The organism is Thioalkalivibrio sp. HK1, assembly GCA_000583135.1.
Lineage (GTDB): Bacteria > Pseudomonadota > Gammaproteobacteria > HK1 > HK1 > HK1.
The window spans coordinates 1-15,959 of record JFBG01000024.1; the positions used below are offsets into that span (position 1 = coordinate 1).

The 15,959-nt window shown below is 60.2% G+C and carries 15 protein-coding genes and 1 tRNA gene; 8 read left to right on the forward strand and 8 right to left on the reverse strand.

The genetic code is table 11. The features are described 5' to 3' along the window. Both BF99_RS20500 and rnr read right to left on the reverse strand, forming a co-directional pair. Positions 1-240: RNA methyltransferase substrate-binding domain-containing protein (locus BF99_RS20500; protein WP_038097782.1), on the reverse strand; the 240-nt coding region annotated here is incomplete at its 3' end. Further along, positions 222-2,681 carry a ribonuclease R gene (rnr, locus tag BF99_RS0108200; RefSeq protein ID WP_025770483.1) on the reverse strand — a complete coding sequence of 820 codons (2,460 nt, stop codon included), beginning with the start codon at positions 2,679-2,681 and terminating at the stop codon, positions 222-224. The genes BF99_RS20500 and rnr, both read right to left, overlap by 19 nt. A gap of 70 nt (positions 2,682-2,751) precedes the next feature. Here rnr and BF99_RS0108205 point away from each other — a divergent pair. Both BF99_RS0108205 and BF99_RS20510 read left to right on the forward strand, forming a co-directional pair. Next, positions 2,752-2,839 (forward strand) — tRNA-Leu (locus BF99_RS0108205). 310 nt (positions 2,840-3,149) lie between these two features. Continuing rightward, positions 3,150-3,602: a hypothetical protein gene (locus BF99_RS20510; RefSeq protein WP_038097786.1), complete on the forward strand. Its 453-nt coding sequence runs from the start codon at positions 3,150-3,152 to the stop codon at positions 3,600-3,602. A gap of 18 nt (positions 3,603-3,620) precedes the next feature. Here the strand turns inward: BF99_RS20510 and BF99_RS20515 are convergent, their stop codons facing one another. Continuing rightward, positions 3,621-4,385, reverse strand: coding sequence for an MlaA family lipoprotein (locus tag BF99_RS20515; protein WP_156013223.1), 765 nt, complete (start codon positions 4,383-4,385; stop codon positions 3,621-3,623). Positions 4,386-4,606: 221 nt separating this feature from the next. On the opposite strand from BF99_RS20515, the gene dxs reads away from it, so the two are divergent. The 5 genes from dxs to BF99_RS0108250 all read left to right on the forward strand — a co-directional run bounded on the left by dxs (position 4,607) and on the right by BF99_RS0108250 (position 10,451). Continuing rightward, positions 4,607-6,514 carry a 1-deoxy-D-xylulose-5-phosphate synthase gene (dxs, locus tag BF99_RS0108215; protein WP_025770484.1) on the forward strand — a complete coding sequence of 636 codons (1,908 nt, stop codon included), beginning with the start codon at positions 4,607-4,609 and terminating at the stop codon, positions 6,512-6,514. Positions 6,515-6,757: 243 nt separating this feature from the next. Then, positions 6,758-7,219: a hypothetical protein gene (locus BF99_RS0108225; RefSeq protein ID WP_025770485.1), complete on the forward strand. Its 462-nt coding sequence runs from the start codon at positions 6,758-6,760 to the stop codon at positions 7,217-7,219. A gap of 261 nt (positions 7,220-7,480) precedes the next feature. Next, positions 7,481-8,425, forward strand: coding sequence for an MBL fold metallo-hydrolase (locus BF99_RS0108235; protein WP_051482837.1), 945 nt, complete (start codon positions 7,481-7,483; stop codon positions 8,423-8,425). A 226-nt stretch (positions 8,426-8,651) separates the two neighbouring features. Further along, the gene (locus BF99_RS21915; RefSeq protein ID WP_197019082.1) at positions 8,652-9,821 is read left to right on the forward strand and encodes a HupE/UreJ family protein; all 1,170 of its coding nucleotides are present in this window, start codon (positions 8,652-8,654) and stop codon (positions 9,819-9,821) included. A 30-nt stretch (positions 9,822-9,851) separates the two neighbouring features. Next, complete coding sequence (locus BF99_RS0108250) at positions 9,852-10,451, forward strand: class I SAM-dependent methyltransferase (protein ID WP_025770488.1); 600 nt, start codon at positions 9,852-9,854, stop codon at positions 10,449-10,451. Positions 10,452-10,500: 49 nt separating this feature from the next. Here BF99_RS0108250 and BF99_RS0108255 read toward each other — a convergent pair whose 3' ends face one another. From BF99_RS0108255 to BF99_RS0108285, 5 genes are all read right to left on the reverse strand, one after another. After that, complete coding sequence (locus BF99_RS0108255; protein WP_156013224.1) at positions 10,501-11,646, reverse strand: energy transducer TonB; 1,146 nt, start codon at positions 11,644-11,646, stop codon at positions 10,501-10,503. Next, on the reverse strand, positions 11,643-12,050 hold the full coding sequence (locus BF99_RS0108265) for an ExbD/TolR family protein (RefSeq protein ID WP_197019083.1): 408 nt from the start codon (positions 12,048-12,050) through the stop codon (positions 11,643-11,645). The genes BF99_RS0108255 and BF99_RS0108265 overlap by 4 nt, the downstream gene beginning before the upstream one ends. A 13-nt stretch (positions 12,051-12,063) precedes the next feature. Further along, entirely contained in the window at positions 12,064-12,516 is a 453-nt protein-coding gene (locus BF99_RS0108270) for an ExbD/TolR family protein (protein ID WP_025770491.1), read from the reverse strand. Positions 12,517-12,518: 2 nt separating this feature from the next. Continuing rightward, positions 12,519-13,232: a MotA/TolQ/ExbB proton channel family protein gene (locus BF99_RS0108275; protein ID WP_025770492.1), complete on the reverse strand. Its 714-nt coding sequence runs from the start codon at positions 13,230-13,232 to the stop codon at positions 12,519-12,521. A gap of 229 nt (positions 13,233-13,461) precedes the next feature. Further along, the gene (locus tag BF99_RS0108285) at positions 13,462-15,606 is read right to left on the reverse strand and encodes a S9 family peptidase (RefSeq protein ID WP_038097788.1); all 2,145 of its coding nucleotides are present in this window, start codon (positions 15,604-15,606) and stop codon (positions 13,462-13,464) included. Between the two features lie 135 nt (positions 15,607-15,741). On the opposite strand from BF99_RS0108285, the gene BF99_RS22890 reads away from it, so the two are divergent. Beyond that, complete coding sequence (locus tag BF99_RS22890) at positions 15,742-15,900, forward strand: hypothetical protein (protein ID WP_156013225.1); 159 nt, start codon at positions 15,742-15,744, stop codon at positions 15,898-15,900. Positions 15,901-15,959 lie beyond the last annotated feature (59 nt).

Consider the following 15,959-nt stretch of genomic DNA (forward strand, 5'->3'; position numbering starts at 1 on the left):
CCAGAACATGGCCACGATCACGACAACCCCTTGATGAGCCTTCGATCCGCTCAAGCGATCGAGGATCGCCCGGCTCGCTTCTCGCACGGCGATCCCGGCGGCCGCCGATGATTCAAGAGCGCCGCGGACGGCGGGAGCGGGCCGACCCTCTTGCAACCAGACCTCCAGCACCCGGGTCGGATCCCTTTCGAGCAGCGCCAGCGCGGCATGCACCCCGAAGGTCAGGGTTTTTTTCGCCATCCGCCCTTCGCCTTCGGATCGCGCTTGGCCTTAGGGCCGGCCTTGCGGTCGGCGTTGCGTCGGTGAGAGGCGGCGGCGCGATCGCCTCTGCCCGCCGATGCCCCGCCCTTCGATCGCCTCGGCCTTCCAAAAGGCGCATAGAACACGCGTCTTTCGTCGAGATCGACATCGATCACCTCGACGGATAGACGATCCGCCAGTCGGTAAAGACGATGGGGGCGCCCCCCTTCGAGGCGACGGCGGATCGGATCGAAGCGGATATCGCCATCCCCCAAGGATCCGATGGGCACCAAGCCCTCGACCGGAATCTCGTTGGGGGTCACGAAAAGGCCGAAGGAGGCGACGCCGGTGATCACGGCATCGAAGCGCTTGCCGACCTTGTCGCGCATCAGTTCGCATTTGAGCCAGGCGGCGGTATCGCGCACGGCCTCGTCGGCCCTCCTTTCGGTCATCGAACAATGCCCCCCGAGCCCGGTCAGCGATAGTCGATCTTGTCCGCTCGCTCCGGGCTTTCCGCCTCTTAGGGCATGACGAATCGCTCGGTGTACGATCAGATCCGGATAGCGTCGGATCGGCGAGGTGAAATGCAGGTAGGCACGATGCGCCAAGCCGAAATGACCGCCGTTATCGGGGGTGTATTTCGCTTGGGCGAGGCTGCGCAGCAAGACCGTTTGGATCAGATCGGCATCCGGCCGGGTCGACGATGCCCGCACTAGTTCCGCGAAATGATGCGGCTGCGGGCTTTCGCCGCCGGCGAGTTTGAGCCCGAAATCCTCGAGGAAGACGCGCAGCTCCTCCACCTTGTCGGCCGAGGGTCCTTCGTGGACGCGAAAGAGGGTCGGCAATCGGCGACGCTCGATGAAACGCGCCGCCGCGACATTGGCGGCGATCATCGCCTCCTCGATCATCCGATGCGAGAGTCCGCGCGCCAGCGGGCGCAGCCCCTCGATACGACCTTGCCCGTCGAAGACGATCCGAATCTCTTCGGTATCGAAATCGATCGCCCCGCGTTTTTCTCGAGCCCCTCGCAAAGCGTGATAGGCATCTTCGAGGTGGGCGAGCATCGAAGCGAGGGGAGCGGGATCGTCAAAGACGCCATCATGCGTGGCCCGCTCGCTCGCATCGGCATCATCGCCCAAGAACCTCGATACCGCCTCGTAGGTCAGGCGGGCCCTCGAGCGGATCACGCCCTCGAAGAAGCGCGACCTCCCGATCCGCCCCGAGGCATCGAGCAGCATCTCGCAAGCCAAGCACAGACGATCCACTCGAGGCTGTAGCGAACAAAGGGCGTTCGAAAGGGCCTCGGGCAGCATCGGTATCACCCGGTCGGGGAAATAGACGGAATTCCCGCGGCGGATGGCCTCCCGATCCAACGCGCTGCCTGCGGGCACGTAGGCCCCGACATCGGCGATGGCCACCCATAGCCGCCATCCGCTCGGTATTCGCTCGCAGCACACCGCATCGTCGAAATCCTTGGCATCCTCGCCGTCGATGGTGACGAAATCCAGATGGCGCAGATCGAGACGACCGGCGAGATCGCGTTTGCGCACCGCACTTGGAAGGGCCGCCAGCTCCGGGGCCAACTCCTCGGGCCATTCGCAAGGGATATCGTGGGTGCGAATCGATATCTCGTGGCCCATATCCGGCCGGTCGCGATCGCCGAGCCTTTCCTCGATCACCCCGATCGGCGGATGCTGTCGGGTCGGGGCTTCGGTGATTCGGACAACGACATAGCCACCTTGCTCGGCGCCTTTCCTCGCCCTTTTTTTCGCATCGCCCCCTATCGGCGCCGCTCCTTCGCGAATCAAGATATCCCGATGGATCCGCGAATCGTGCGGGATCACGAAATGCACGCCGTTTTCGTGCACGAGACGTCCGATCACCCGCTTAGGGGAATCGTCTTCGAGGCGTTCGACGAATATCCCCTCGCGGCGTCCGTCGAGACCGGTCTTCACCACCCGCACCGCGGCTCGATCGCCGTGCATCAGCGAACGCATCTGGCGAGCGGGAAGAAAAACATCCCCTCCTCGACCATTTTGTCGATCGTCTTGATCGTCGGGCTGCAAAAAACCGAAGCCCTTGCGATTTCCGATCACGCGCCCGATCACGAGCCCGCCGCGCCCGGACGAGGCGGTGCGGCGATCGGAGGCTCGATCGGGATCTCGAACGTGCGCATCGAGCGCGGATGCGGCGGCGAAGCGCTCGCGGCCCTTGCGCAAGATCTGGCCGTCGCGAACCATCGCCATCAACCGGCGGCGAAGCGCCTGCAGCTCGGCGGGGCTCTTTAGATCGTGGGCACCGGCGATCGCTTCGAGCGAATCGGGTGCGCCCCGGGTATGAAGGTAATCGCCCAATACTTGACGCTCGGGGATATTCGAAAGCCGCACCGGGCGGCGAGCGTGAGGAGAATCGGTGGGTGACTTGGGGCTTTTTATTGACAATGATCGGCCGATTTCGTTATGATGGCGGGTTTGCGGGTGTCGGTGGCAGTCTCTTTGCTTCGATGGCACGGCCGAGGTGGCGGAATTGGTAGACGCGCATGGTTCAGGTCCATGTGGGGGTAAACCCCGTGGAGGTTCAAGTCCTCTCCTCGGCACCAACGATATCGCATCGACAGGATCGATGGAGTGACATCCGATACGATGGCCCGCTCGTCATCGTCGGATCCATCGCTTTTGCAGTGCATCGCTCTTGGTCGTCGGGATCCATCGCATCGTATCGCATCGCATCGCATCGCATCGTATCGTATCGAGAGCGATGAGCCAGCGAGGGTCAGCGAGCCCGCCGGGCGATCGACGCTTTTCCTCTTTCTTCGATCCCTCATCCCACTCTCTCATCGATGCCGCCCGCCGAATCGGGGACTCCGGCGCGCAGCCCTCCTTTTTCCCCGTCTCCCATCTTTTTGAATCATGAGCGTTCGAAGAAAGGGCGATCCTTGGATGCCGGCTGCGGATTACGGTCGTCTCCTGGCCGAATCCGGTCATCCCCTCGGCTTCAATCTGATCGTGCGCGATATCGCCGCCGCCCTGCCCTTCCACCTCGAGGTGCTCGAAGCGAATAGCGTCTATCACGATCCCGATATCGCGGTATTGCAGCGACAGGGGGCGCAGTGGATGCTGCATGCCCATCACACTTATGACGCCCATCCTTGGCATCCGGTACTCGCCTCCGATGCCATGCGCGGAGTCGCAACCGAACTGAGGCTCTTCGGCCGCGATCCCGACCAAGCCGAGTCCATCGCCGCCGGGCTGGGTTTTCGAATTCTCCAAGGCAGCGCCGACAAGCCCCACGGCCTGCGCGAGGTCTTCATCGTCGATCAAGACGGCTTCGTCTGGGCCATCGGCAAAGCCTGCACCCGATGATCTCGATCGATATCGATCTCACGGCCCCTGATCCCGGATCAGATAATCCCGCCACTGCAAATAGGCATCCTTCGTATAGGAGTAGCGATCGAGGGCGATCTCGTCCCGAAGCCGGATCGCATCGGCGTTGTTAGAGCGCTGATCGATCACCTTCAAAAGAAGGGTGTAGGGAAAACCGCCGACATAAGTGCTGACATCGAGCCATGCGCCCATCGCCAATCCCGAACTATCTCGCACCGTGCTCGGCCCGAAGCCGGGCAAGGTGATGAAACTTCCGGGGCCTACGCCCCATACCGCAAGGGTCTGACCGAAATCCTCTTGGTGGCGTTCAAGACCCATCCCGGTGGCGACATCGAAGACCCCGCCGATCCCGGCCGTGGAGTTGACCACGAAACGGGCGGTATCCTTAACCCCGAGATCGACCTTGCCTTGGAGGAATTGGTTGACCACGGTATCGGGATAAGCGGCGTTGTCGAAGACATTGTGAATCCCCCGCTGCACGCCCTCGGGGAGTTGGCGGTAGGCATCTGAGACCGGACCCAACGCCAGATCGTCGACCAACTCGTTGACGGAAAAAACGAAGCGATTGACGGGCTCGACCGGATCCGATGGCCAAGCATCGTCCGGATTGCCGCTCTCGATGGAGACCGAGGCGCAACCGCCAAGGGCCAGGATCGCAATCGACACCATCGGCCCGCGCAATCTGCGATGATTCCAATCGACGATGATTTTTCGAACGGCAGCGAATGTCGGTATGGAAAACCGCATCTTGCATCTGGACATGACTTCCACCTCCTTGGGAATCCCTTCGTGAACTTTTCGTCGATCGAAATATGATACTCGCACGATGCGGCGGCGATCTGTCTAAAATCATGCCCGTCGGCGGCCGAGGGTGAACCCGAATATCGAGCATCGAGTGCAATGTATCGGAAACGACCGCCGGAAAAAGCGCAAAACCCCCATCAGACACCGCCTGCAACCCTTTGAACCGGAATAACGAACGAATGAGCAAATCCGAAGAATGGCCTTTGTTGTCGTCGATTCGCAACCCTTTCGATCTACGCACCCTACCCGAATCCGTCTTGCCCGATTTGGCGCACGAGTTGCGCCGCTATCTGATAGAGAGCGTCTCCCGATCCGGCGGGCATTTCGCCGCCGGGCTCGGCAGCGTCGAGCTCACCATCGCCTTGCATTATCTTTACGATACCCCCGATGATCGAATCGTATGGGATGTAGGTCACCAAAGCTATCCCCATAAGATCCTCACCGGCCGACGGGAGATGATGTCGACGGTGCGCCGACAAGGCGGCATCTCCCCCTTTCCCAAGCGCAGCGAAAGCCCCTACGACAGCTTCGGGGTCGGGCACGCCGGAACCTCCATCAGCGCCGCCACCGGCATGGCCATCGCCGCTCGCCGTAGCGGGAGCGCAAGGCGAGCGGTGGCGGTGATCGGGGATGGCGGGCTGACCTGTGGCATGGCCTTCGAGGCCCTCAATCATGCCGGCGGACTCGGGCTCGATCTGCTGGTCATCCTCAACGACAACGAGATGTCGATCTCGCCGAATGTGGGGGCTTTGGCCAATCGCTTCGCGCGCCTGATCTCGGGCAGGCTCTACGCTTCGGTCAAGGAAGGGGGGAAAAAAATTCTCAGCAAAATGCCCCCGATCCGAGAGATCGCCCACCGCGCCGAGGAGCACGTCAAGGGGTTGATCGTTCCCGGCACCCTCTTCGAGGAATTCGGATTCAACTATATCGGACCGATCGACGGGCACGATCTCGATACCTTGCTCCCCACCTTGGAAAATATCAAGCGGCTTCAAGGGCCGCAACTGCTGCATGTCATCACCCGCAAAGGCAAGGGCTATCCCCCGGCGGAATCCGATCCCGTGAAATATCACGGCGTCGGATCGCCCTTCGATCCCGCGGTGGGCATCGCCCCGAGCCCGACGGGATCCCCGACGAAGAGCCCCACTTATTCCCAGGTCTTCGGACGCTGGCTTTGCGATATGGCCAAGCGCGACGAGCGATTGATCGCGATCACCCCGGCGATGCGCGAGGGTTCGAAGATGGAGCGCTTTTCCGAGGAATTCCCCGATCGCTATTTCGATGTCGCCATCGCCGAACAACACAGCGTCACCTTCGCCGCCGGGCTTGCATGCGAGGGCATGAAACCGGTGGTCGCGATCTATTCCACCTTTCTCCAGCGCGCCTACGATCAAGTCGTCCACGATGTGGCATTGCAAGGGCTGCCGGTCCTGTTCGCGATCGATCGCGCCGGGGTGGTCGGGGGAGACGGCCCCACCCACGCCGGAGGCTACGATGTCGGTTTTTTGCGCTGCCTGCCGAATATGCTGATCATGATGCCCGCCGACGAGAACGAATTGCGGCGGATGCTCTACACCGGCTTTTTGCACGATGGTCCCTGCGCGGTGCGCTATCCGAGAGGGACGGGACCGGGGGTGGATATCGATGATGAGATGGTCGCGCTGCCTATCGGTGAATCCCGGGAGTGTCGTCTTGGCCTGCGAGGGCAAGGACGCGGCATCGCCTTCCTCTCCTTCGGGCCGCTGCTCGCCGATGTCATGGAGGTGGCGCAAAACCTCGATGCCGATGTCTTCGATATGCGCTTCGCCAAGCCCTTGGACGAGCGGCGGATCATCGAACTCGCCCGCAACCGCGAACTCCTGATCACGGTAGAGGAAAGCGCCACCGGAGGGGCGGCGAATGCGGTCGACGAATGCCTTGCGCATCACGGCAGCACCGTCCGCCATTTGGCGATCGGCTTGCCGGATCGATTCATCGAGCACGGCGCGCGCAGCGAGATGCTGGCCGATGCCGGGCTCGACGGCGCCGGAATCGCAAAAAGGGTCGACGACTATTTGCAGCGCCATGCCCGGCACTTGCTCGATTGACCGGTCGACCGCTTCGCCGCCCGCAAAGGGGTGATTGAACCGAGCGCCGACGAATCCCTCGACACAATCGGCGATGCCCCCTTTTTTCGCCGAACCCCCAAGCGCTTTTCGGATCGCCCGAAAAGCGCTCTTGCCTCTCGATCATTGGCCCATCGAGGGGACTGGAAAGGGTGTCATCGGCTCGTTTGAAGTTATACTTATCCTTCACTCAACTCTTTATATGCCAAGGCGGAATCGTCAATCATGGATGAATACGAAGATTCCCTCGATCCCGATTGGGACTCTCCTTTGAGTATCCGCATCACCCCTCGATCGATCATCGACAGCGTTTTCAGAAGTGCCGAAGCGGTTCATACCGGTCATGAATCGTGCATCGACAACGATCTGGTGCAAGACGATCTCTATGCCCATGAGGTCGGCGGCAAGAATTACTGCCGCCATGCGGTACAGGAATACAGCGAGGGGGAATCCACGGCGGATTCGGCTTGGCGGGACTGGACCGTCGAGCTGAAAATCGAGGAAGTCTTCATCTCCGCTCATTGGAGAGCGGTGGCCGAGGGCAGCCCTTCGGACTGGGAATGGTGCGCTCGGGAGGCGGAAAACGCCTTCATCGCGGCCTCGATCCTGGTCGGCTGTCGGGTGCGCCGGGTCCTTGCGGTGGAGGGCGGCAACTACGATAACCGGGCATCGCGCATTCACCATTAGCATCGTTCGAAAGACATCGCTCGAACGGCGTTGTTTTTGAACATCCTCTCTTGGCACGATCACGCAACCAGCGCAAAAAAACGAGCCGCGGATCGCCGAGTCGCCGACACCTGAGCCGGATCCCTTGAGATTTCGAATATTCGAAATGATCGGATACCCGAAGCCCTGAAAAACACCGATGCCGGTCGCAAGACTCATCGACCAAGTCTTAGGCCAAGGAACGGCGATCCGAAAGCGGCTTTTTCGACAAGGAGAAGAACCATGCGTCAACTCGCATTTTTCGGTGCCGTCGGAGCGACGGTCCTCGCCGGACTCGGCATCGGGGTGGTCACTGCCAATACATCGGGTTTGGATACTTGGATGTCCGGCAAGAATCACAACCGGATCATCGAGATCCAAAGAAGCGGCGGGGTGCAAGCCGATAGCCAAAAGGTCGGTATCGCCTTCTTTTCCAACTCCGCCTTTCGCATCACCTCCCCCAAGGGCATCACGATGATGGTCGATCCGTGGCGCAACGATCCTTCCGGGGCTTGGGGTCTTTGGTATCGCATGGAATTCCCCAAAGCGGAGGTTGATATCGGCTTGTCGACCCACGCCCATTTCGACCACGACGCCCTCGGGCGCTTGGACGCCAATATGCTGCTGGATCGCATGGCGGGCTCGTTCGCGCTCGGGGATGTCAAGATCACCGGCATCGCCGACAAGCATCAGTGCGTCGCCCCGGGCACCGTGGCTTGGACGGATGCGGTCAAGCAGTTCGAGGGACGAGAGGATGTCTGCCCTCCGACCAATGCCCGGCACTTCGACAACAATATCTATCTCATCGAAACCGGCGGCATCAAGCTGCTGATGTGGGGCGACAACCGCCCCGAGCCACCGCCGGAGGTCTGGGATCGAATCGGCGAGGTGGATGTGATCTTCGTTCCCGTCGACGGCTCCCGTCATATCCTGGATTACAAGCAAGCGGATTCCATCGTCGAGAAATCGAAGGCCAAGATCGCCATCCCCCACCACTATCTGGTGCCGGAAACGACCTTCATCACCTCGACGCTCTTGCCCGCAACCGAGTGGGTGGAGCGCCACCGACATACCATGCTCGAAAGTGCATCGATCGAGATATCAGCGGCGGATCTCGAGGGAAAATCGGGGCATGTCTACTATTTCGGATCCCACCATCTAGCGGCGGAAACGGGCGGCGATGGTTGAGAGTCCCTCTTGCATGATGCGCAGCGATAGGCGCAGAACGACGAAGCGGGACTCGGTCGAAAAGGGACGAAGCGAAAAGCGTTTTATCCCTTTTCGATCACTCTTGCTGCAGGCGATCATCCTCTTTGCCCTCATCGCTTCCTTCGGGGGAGCCGCTCATGCACATTTTCAGATCGATATCGATATCCGAACCTTTCATGTCATTCACGAGGAAGGCCGGATCCGCTTGCTGACTCGATTGCCGATGACTTGGCTCGTCGCCGATAAAACGGGACCTGCCGACGCCCAAGGAAACCCCGCCGCCGCTCCCTACACGACCATGCATATCGAAGACGGGCAAGCCCGTTATTCGGTGAATGTCGACGATCTCGAGGATTTCCCCGAAGGACTGGGAAGATTGCTCGAAGCCGATCTCGTCTTGAGCGTCGGAGATCGAAGGCTCAGGGCCGAGGTCGGGCGGGTGAGGGGCATCCCCGGGGTGATGCAACCCCCCTTCTCGGCGCTCGAAGATGCCGAAAGGGCCCTTGACGGACCGGTGTGGCCGCAAGGGATTCCGCCGATTTATGTCGGCAATACCGTGATCGATATCGAGCTGATCTACCCGATCGATACGAGGGTCGATCGCTACAGCTTGCGCAGCACCCTCACCCTTCCCGACCCTTCCGAATCGCTCGACCCTCCCGATCCCCTCAACCCTCTCGATCCCGCCGGCCGATCCGAAACCGCCAATCTGATCATCGATCACGCCAGCGATCCGCCCCTCGTTTTCCGGGTGAGCGGATCGATGGCCGAAGAGGTGGTGGTCTTGCGCTCTCGATGGAGCGCCGCCGCCACCTTCGTCGTCCAAGGCTTGATCCATATCCTCGAAGGGACGGATCACGTCCTCTTCGTGCTTTGTCTGGTCTTGGGAGCCACCGGGCTGCGGATGCTGGCTTGGCGGATCACCGGTTTTACCATCGGCCACAGCCTCACCCTCTCTTTGGGCTTTTTCGGCTTCGCCCCCCAAGGTGCATGGTTCATCCCCTTGGTGGAAACCGGCATCGCATTGTCGATCGTCTACGCTGCGATCAGCGCTCTCGCCCAAAAAGAAAGGCTGGGGATGAGCCTGATGGTCACCACCTTGCTCGGGCTGCTTCACGGTGCGGGTTTTTCCTTCGTCCTGCGAGAGATCCTCGATCTCGATGCCCTGCACCTGTGGACCAGCCTGCTGGCCTTCAACGTGGGAGTGGAAATCGGTCAGTTATTGATCGCTTTGGTGATCTGGCCGATCCTGATGCTGATCGCCAAGGCCCCCAAGTGGTTCACCCTCGCTCGCTGGACCATCGCCTTGCCTTGCATCCTCGTGGCGATGGTCTGGACCGGCCAAAGAGGAATGCAGATATTCCTCGGCGGCTGACGACCTGCAGCGAATCCACGCCCTTAGCTCATGTCATCGACACCGATCCGTCGCCTGTTCGACGACGCCTATTTCGAACGCTTCTATCTCGATCCTCGCACTCGGATCGGGGATGAGAATGGCGCTCGCAAGCTGGGACGCTTCATCGGCGCCTATCTCGATTGGCTGGATATCCCGGTGCGCCGGATCGTCGATCTCGGCTGCGGCTTGGGGCGGCTACGAGAACCCCTGCTCGATGCCTTCGAAAAAGCGAGTTATACCGGGGTCGATCGCAGCGAATATCTTTGTCGGGAATACGGCTGGGTGCAGGAGTCGGCGGCCACCTTCCGATCGAATACCCGCTTCGATCTCGTGATCTGCAACGATGTCCTGCAATACTTGGACGATGGGGAAGCGAAAGAGTCCTTGGAAAATATGGCGGCGCTTTGCCGAGGCGCCCTTTTCTTCGACGCATTGACCTTGGACGATTGGCAATCGGTCTGCGATCGATCGTTGACCGACGATCATTGCCATATCCGCGAGGGTCGGTGGTATCGCAAGCGGCTTGCACCGGCTTTCATCGCCATCGGAGGCGGGATGTTCATCTCGCGCCGCGCCAATATCTCGACCTACGAACTGATGCGGGCTTGATGCGGGTATCGTCGGATCGATTTGAATCGATATCGTCAGTTTGATATCGTCAACGCAAAGAAAAGGCGATCGGTATCTTTATCTCCAATCTAGAATGCGTCATCTCGGTCGGTATGGCGGGCAACGGGCTCGCCCTTTCGATCATCTCCCGCACCTCTTTATCCAGCAATCGATAGCCGGTGCTTTGTATCAGTTCGTAGCTCGTTATCTCGCCGTCTCGATCCACCACAATCCGCACGATTGCGGTCCCTTCTTGTTGTTTGCGCCGCGCCCGCCGCGGATAGCGTTGATGACGCTCCAGCCACACTTGCAGCGTTTGCATATAGATCCGATGCACCCCGGCCTCGACTTCGGGTGATTGTCCGGTATCGCCGGATTCGAAGGGGGCTCCTCCCATCGAATCCCCCCGGGACTCCATCTTCTCGCCATCGGCTTCGCCGCCCGTCCCGGCCTTCGATTCGAACCCCGTCGAATCTTTCGAGCCGAACTCCGGCTCGGAATTTGCATCGACCCCCGGTTCGCCGGCCGCCTCGTCGGCACTCGACTCCAAGTGCAAATCGAATTCCGGTTCCGGTTCCGACTCCGTCTTCGGATCCAGCTCGAACTCCGGCTCCATATCGGGGTCGGACTCTTGTACCGGCAGCGGCGCAGGATCGGGCTTCGGCTCCGATTCGGATGCCGATATGGCCTTCGTTTCCGGCTGGGTTTCCGGCTCGGATTCAAAATCGGGTTCGGGCTCGAGTGCCGATTCGGGCTCCCGCACAGACTGCGGCACGGATTCGGGTTCGATCTCCGATTCGGATGTCGGTCGGGGTTCGGGCAAAGGCTCGGGCTCCGGTTCGAGCCCCGCTCCGGATCCCTGCTTGAGGCTTGGTCCGGGATCGGAATTCCGTTGATCGAGGGGCCGTGACGCCCGCTCGTCGATCGGTCGATTTTCTCGTTCATCCAACGCATCGATCGACGCCGGGTCACCATGATCGGACAATCCCTCCTCGATGGACGATATGGATGATGGCGAATCCCTCGACGCCATGCCCCCCGCCGGTCCCAACTCCACCCTCGTGCCGATGCTTCCCCGATCGACCGACCCCCCCAAGGTGGGTGGTTTCCAAAATATCGCGACCACCGCCACCCCGTAAAGCATTGCTGCGATCGATGCGGCCAATAACCAATGCCTGCGTTTGGGGATAATCACGGTCGATCGGGCAACGTCACCAAAAAGACGGACTCGACCCCGGCTTGTTCGAGCAGGTAGGTGAAGCGCACCAAATGATTGGCGGGGAGTCGGCTATCCGCCTTGAGCTCGATACCGGCGGTGGGATCGTCGATCAACATATCGCTCAATCGTTCGAGCAAGATATCTCGGAGCATTTCCTGACCATCGAGGGCGAATCGACCATCGACACTCATCGACAGGCGAATCACCCGCTGGGATCGCTCGCCCTCGCCGGAGGCGGATCGGGGAGCCCTCACCTCGAAGGGCTCGACCATGCCGAGGCTGCCGGCGAGCATGAAAAAAATCAGCAGCAGAAAAACCACATTGATCAGCGGCAATACACCGGCCTCGCCATCCATCTTCGGTCGCCGTTCGACAAACACGGGGCACATCGCCTCAGTGCGATGAGGGATCGATCGAGGGCTTTTCCCAATCGATATCTTCGGATAAGCGAAAGCGCTCGATCCCGGCGCCTTGCAGAAGGTCCAAAACCGAGATCAGGCTTTGCAAGGGCACATCCTCGAGCGGACGAACGCTCACGATCGCCGCCGGATTGTCTGCGAGCAGCGCTTGCACTTCGCCCGCCAAATCGTCTTCGAGGACGACTCTTCCATCGAGCCGTATCTGCGCGGAAGAGACGGTGATCAGCAAGGGCGCATCCCCCGACGAGCCCGTCGAATCGAGCGCCGCCGCATCGGTCGTCATCTCGATGGAACGCCAGTCCAAGAAGGTGGAAACCAGCATGAAGAAAACCAGCAAAATGAAGACCACATCGATCAACGGGGTCAAGGCGATGACCATGCGCCGCCGAGGGCGCAAGGCGAACTCAAGATATTTCGGCGCGGCCATCTTCAATCGTCGACCTCGGGCGATCCGCTCGTCGCTCGATCGATTCGAGCTTTTAGCGAGAGATCTCCGGTGAAGACTCCGGTCACCGAAATCTCCATCGCATGCGCCAAGTGATCGACCCTTCGTTCCAACCAAGTCATCAAGATCATGACCGGGATGGCAACGCACAGGCCGACCGCGGTGGTCGACAGCGCCTCCCAAATACCGCCGGATAGGATGGCGGGATCCACACGATTCCCGGCTTTTTCCAGTTGCTGAAAGGCCTCGATCATCCCCAAAACCGTTCCCAACAATCCCAACAGGGGCGCCAGCGAGGCGATCACCTCGAGGGGGCGCAGCCCGCGACGCAGTTGAAAGAGCATGTCCTTGCCGAAACGCAACACCTCCTCGCGCACCACCGCTTCGTCCACCCCTCGTTGCAGCCCGATCATGGCCATCCTCACCAGCTGCGCCGTCGGATCCCGCTCCCGCTCGAGAAGGGCCACGGCCCGCTCCCGATCCCCGCTTTGCCATCGATCGACCGCCCTTCGACTGACGGCGCGCCGCCCGATCCGCAACCATGCGAATTGCATCGATTTGAGGATCACGATCGTCAAGGCAACGAACGACATGATCAATAAAACAACGACCACCGGTCCGCCGATATCGATGATGCTTCCCATTCGATCCAGCGAATGAGCGATGATGGATGGCTCGTCGGCGAGGATTTCACCCATCGCATCGACCCCGCTTACAAGGGGCTTTGTCGGTGGCGGGATATATCGGAAAAGCGCTATCGATGCACATGATATCGATACCGAAAACGAATCGACCGAAAACCGAAGACAAGGGATCGGCTCTAAGTGCTTTGCATCGACGATCGACCGAAAACCGAGGGCGTCCCATGCAAAGGGCTCGGCACATCGATGCCCGCTTCATATCCTTAAGGTCATGAAAAAAGCCCCCTCACGATCGATTCAAGGCATGCAGGATGAAGGCCTGCACCAATGCCACCTCCTCCAAGCTATCGAAACGCCCGGAGGCCCCGCCGTGCCCCGCTCCCATATTCGTATGCAAGGCGATCAGGGCGTTGCCGTCGTTCATCTCTCTAAGGCGGGCGATCCACTTCGCCGGCTCCCACCATGTCACGCGGGGGTCGGTCAACCCGGCGGTGGCGAGGATATGCGGATGGCGTCCTCGCTCGATATTGTCGAAGGGGCTGTAAGAGGCGATGCGATCGTAATCCTCCTGGCTTGCGATCGGATTGCCCCACTCTTTCCATTCCGGCGGCGTCAGGGGCAGGGTATCGTCGCAGATGGTATTGAGCACATCCACGAAGGGGACTTCGGCGACTGCGGCCGCGAATAGATCGGGGGCCATGTTGATGCAGGCCCCGACCAGCATCCCGCCGGCGCTGCCGCCGTGGATCGCGATCCGATCGGGATCGGCGTATCCGCCTTCGATCAGTTTCTTGGCGCAAGCGATGAAGTCGCGAAAAGTGTTGGTCTTGTGCTCGAGCCTTCCCTTTGCATACCAATCATAGCCTCGCTCCATCCCCCCTCGAATATGGGCGATGGCATGGACGAAACCCCGATCCACCAAACTCAAAGCGGTGATGCCGAACGAGGCCGGGATCGATATCCCGTAAGCCCCGTAGCCGTAAAGGTGAAGCGGGGCGGTGCCGTCGATGGGGGTGGAGCGATGATGAACCAGTGATATCGGCACGAGGGCGCCGTCATCCGATACCGCGACCACTCGCCGGGTGATGTAATCGCAAGGGTCGTGGCCGCTCGGTAGCACCCGCTCTTTGCGCAAAGTGCGCTCTTTCGTGCGCATGTCATAGTCGAATATCTGCCCCGGGGTGGTCATCGACGAGAAATGAAAACGCAGGACTTCGCTGTCGAAGGCTTCGGTGGGAACGATCCCGAGGCTATAGGCTTCCTGATCGAAATCGATGGCATGCTCGTTCGAGGTGGCCAGATCCCGCACCACGATGCGCGGCAAAGCGTTCTCGATTTCGAGTCGAACGAGGTGAGCGCCGAAGACCTGCATCCCTTGGATCAGCACTCCCGATCGATGCGGCACGATATCGCGCCACGTCGAGCGATCGAGGACGGAATCGATCGGGGCTTCGACGATCTTGAAATCCCGCGCCTGATCGTTGGTGAGGATCAGCAGGCGATCGGCATGATCCGATACTCCGCATTCGATATCGGGGCGCCTTGGAACGATGAGGCTCGGTTCGGCTTGCGGACGCATCGCATCGAGACTTCGAATCTCGCAACTTCGATGGTCGTGCGATGAAATCCATACGAAACGCCGCGATGCGCTCGAAGACAGGCCGAGGAACATATCCTCGCGCATCTCCTCGTAGACAAGGCGATCCTCGATCACCGGCGTGCCCAGACGATGGAGCATGACCTTGCGCGGGCGATGGCTCTCATCGAGCACGATATAGATCAAGGAGCGATGATCCGATGCCCATACGAAGGAAGCCGAACATCCCTCGACGGCATCGGACAAGCATTCGCCGCTGTCCAGATCCTTGATACGCAGGGTATGGATCTCCGAGCCCTTGGTATCGACCGACCATGCCAGATAACGATGATCGAAACTATGCGAGGCTTGGCCCAAGCCATAATAGCCCTCGCCTTCGGCTTCGAGATCCCCGTCGAGCAGCACCTGTTCCGAGGCCGGAATCCGTTTCGGGTCGGCGACGATATCGAAAGAATCGGCCCCCTTCGTCGGCCGCCGACAGATCGAGGGATACTGCCCTCCTTGGCGATAACGCACGTAATATTCCCAATCCCCGTCCGGATCCGGAACGCTCACATCCTCTTGCGAAATCCGCCCTTTATATTCCGCCAAGAGATCGGAGCGCAGATCTTGCACCGGAGCGAGGATCTTCTCGACATAATCGTTTTCGGCTTCGAGATGCGCCTTGATATCGCCTCGCAGGATCGCCGGGTCGCGGATGACCCGCTGCCAGTTCTCATCGCGCAGCCATGTATAAGGATCGGATCGCCGACGGCCATGCATCTCGATGGCGCTCGGCCTTTTCTCGGCGACCGGCGGGGCGATGGATTGAGTGTCAGGTCGTTCGTTGGGCATGATCGAGGGTCTTTTTACCGAGAGTCGGGGGATCGGATGAAGGGGGAGTCGAAAAGGGTATGATCGCCGATATTCGACCGTCGATGCAATTTTCCCGCAGCAATTTTGTCGAAGCAATCTCGCCAAGGGTGAATCATGACGAACGCCCGCCACAAAGAGCGATCCGCCCCCGAAAAGCGCATGCACCGGGAGTTCCTCTTCCCGACGCCGATCTACCATACCCAGCTCGCCGCCGCCGATACCCTCAATCCGGTACCCAGGGAGAGTACTAGCCCGATCTTACGATTATCGTAAACATGAATGTCATGTAGAGCATGTTGGGTTGGGTTTACAGCTAAGATCCCACCATCGAC

What these genes read in the sequence shown, in the direction of transcription:
- BF99_RS0108250 (WP_025770488.1), top strand. Translation starts at nt 9,852, where the DNA reads ATGTCATCGACACCGATCCGTCGCCTGTTCGACGACGCCTATTTCGAA.
- BF99_RS0108225 (WP_025770485.1), top strand. Translation starts at nt 6,758, where the DNA reads ATGGATGAATACGAAGATTCCCTCGATCCCGATTGGGACTCTCCTTTG.
- BF99_RS20510 (WP_038097786.1), top strand. Translation starts at nt 3,150, where the DNA reads ATGAGCGTTCGAAGAAAGGGCGATCCTTGGATGCCGGCTGCGGATTAC.
- BF99_RS0108275 (WP_025770492.1), bottom strand. Translation starts at nt 13,232, where the DNA reads ATGGGTGAAATCCTCGCCGACGAGCCATCCATCATCGCTCATTCGCTG.
- BF99_RS0108285 (WP_038097788.1), bottom strand. Translation starts at nt 15,606, where the DNA reads ATGCCCAACGAACGACCTGACACTCAATCCATCGCCCCGCCGGTCGCC.
- dxs (WP_025770484.1), top strand. Translation starts at nt 4,607, where the DNA reads ATGAGCAAATCCGAAGAATGGCCTTTGTTGTCGTCGATTCGCAACCCT.
- BF99_RS0108235 (WP_051482837.1), top strand. Translation starts at nt 7,481, where the DNA reads ATGCGTCAACTCGCATTTTTCGGTGCCGTCGGAGCGACGGTCCTCGCC.
- BF99_RS20515 (WP_156013223.1), bottom strand. Translation starts at nt 4,385, where the DNA reads ATGTCCAGATGCAAGATGCGGTTTTCCATACCGACATTCGCTGCCGTT.
- BF99_RS22890 (WP_156013225.1), top strand. Translation starts at nt 15,742, where the DNA reads ATGACGAACGCCCGCCACAAAGAGCGATCCGCCCCCGAAAAGCGCATG.
- BF99_RS0108270 (WP_025770491.1), bottom strand. Translation starts at nt 12,516, where the DNA reads ATGGCCGCGCCGAAATATCTTGAGTTCGCCTTGCGCCCTCGGCGGCGC.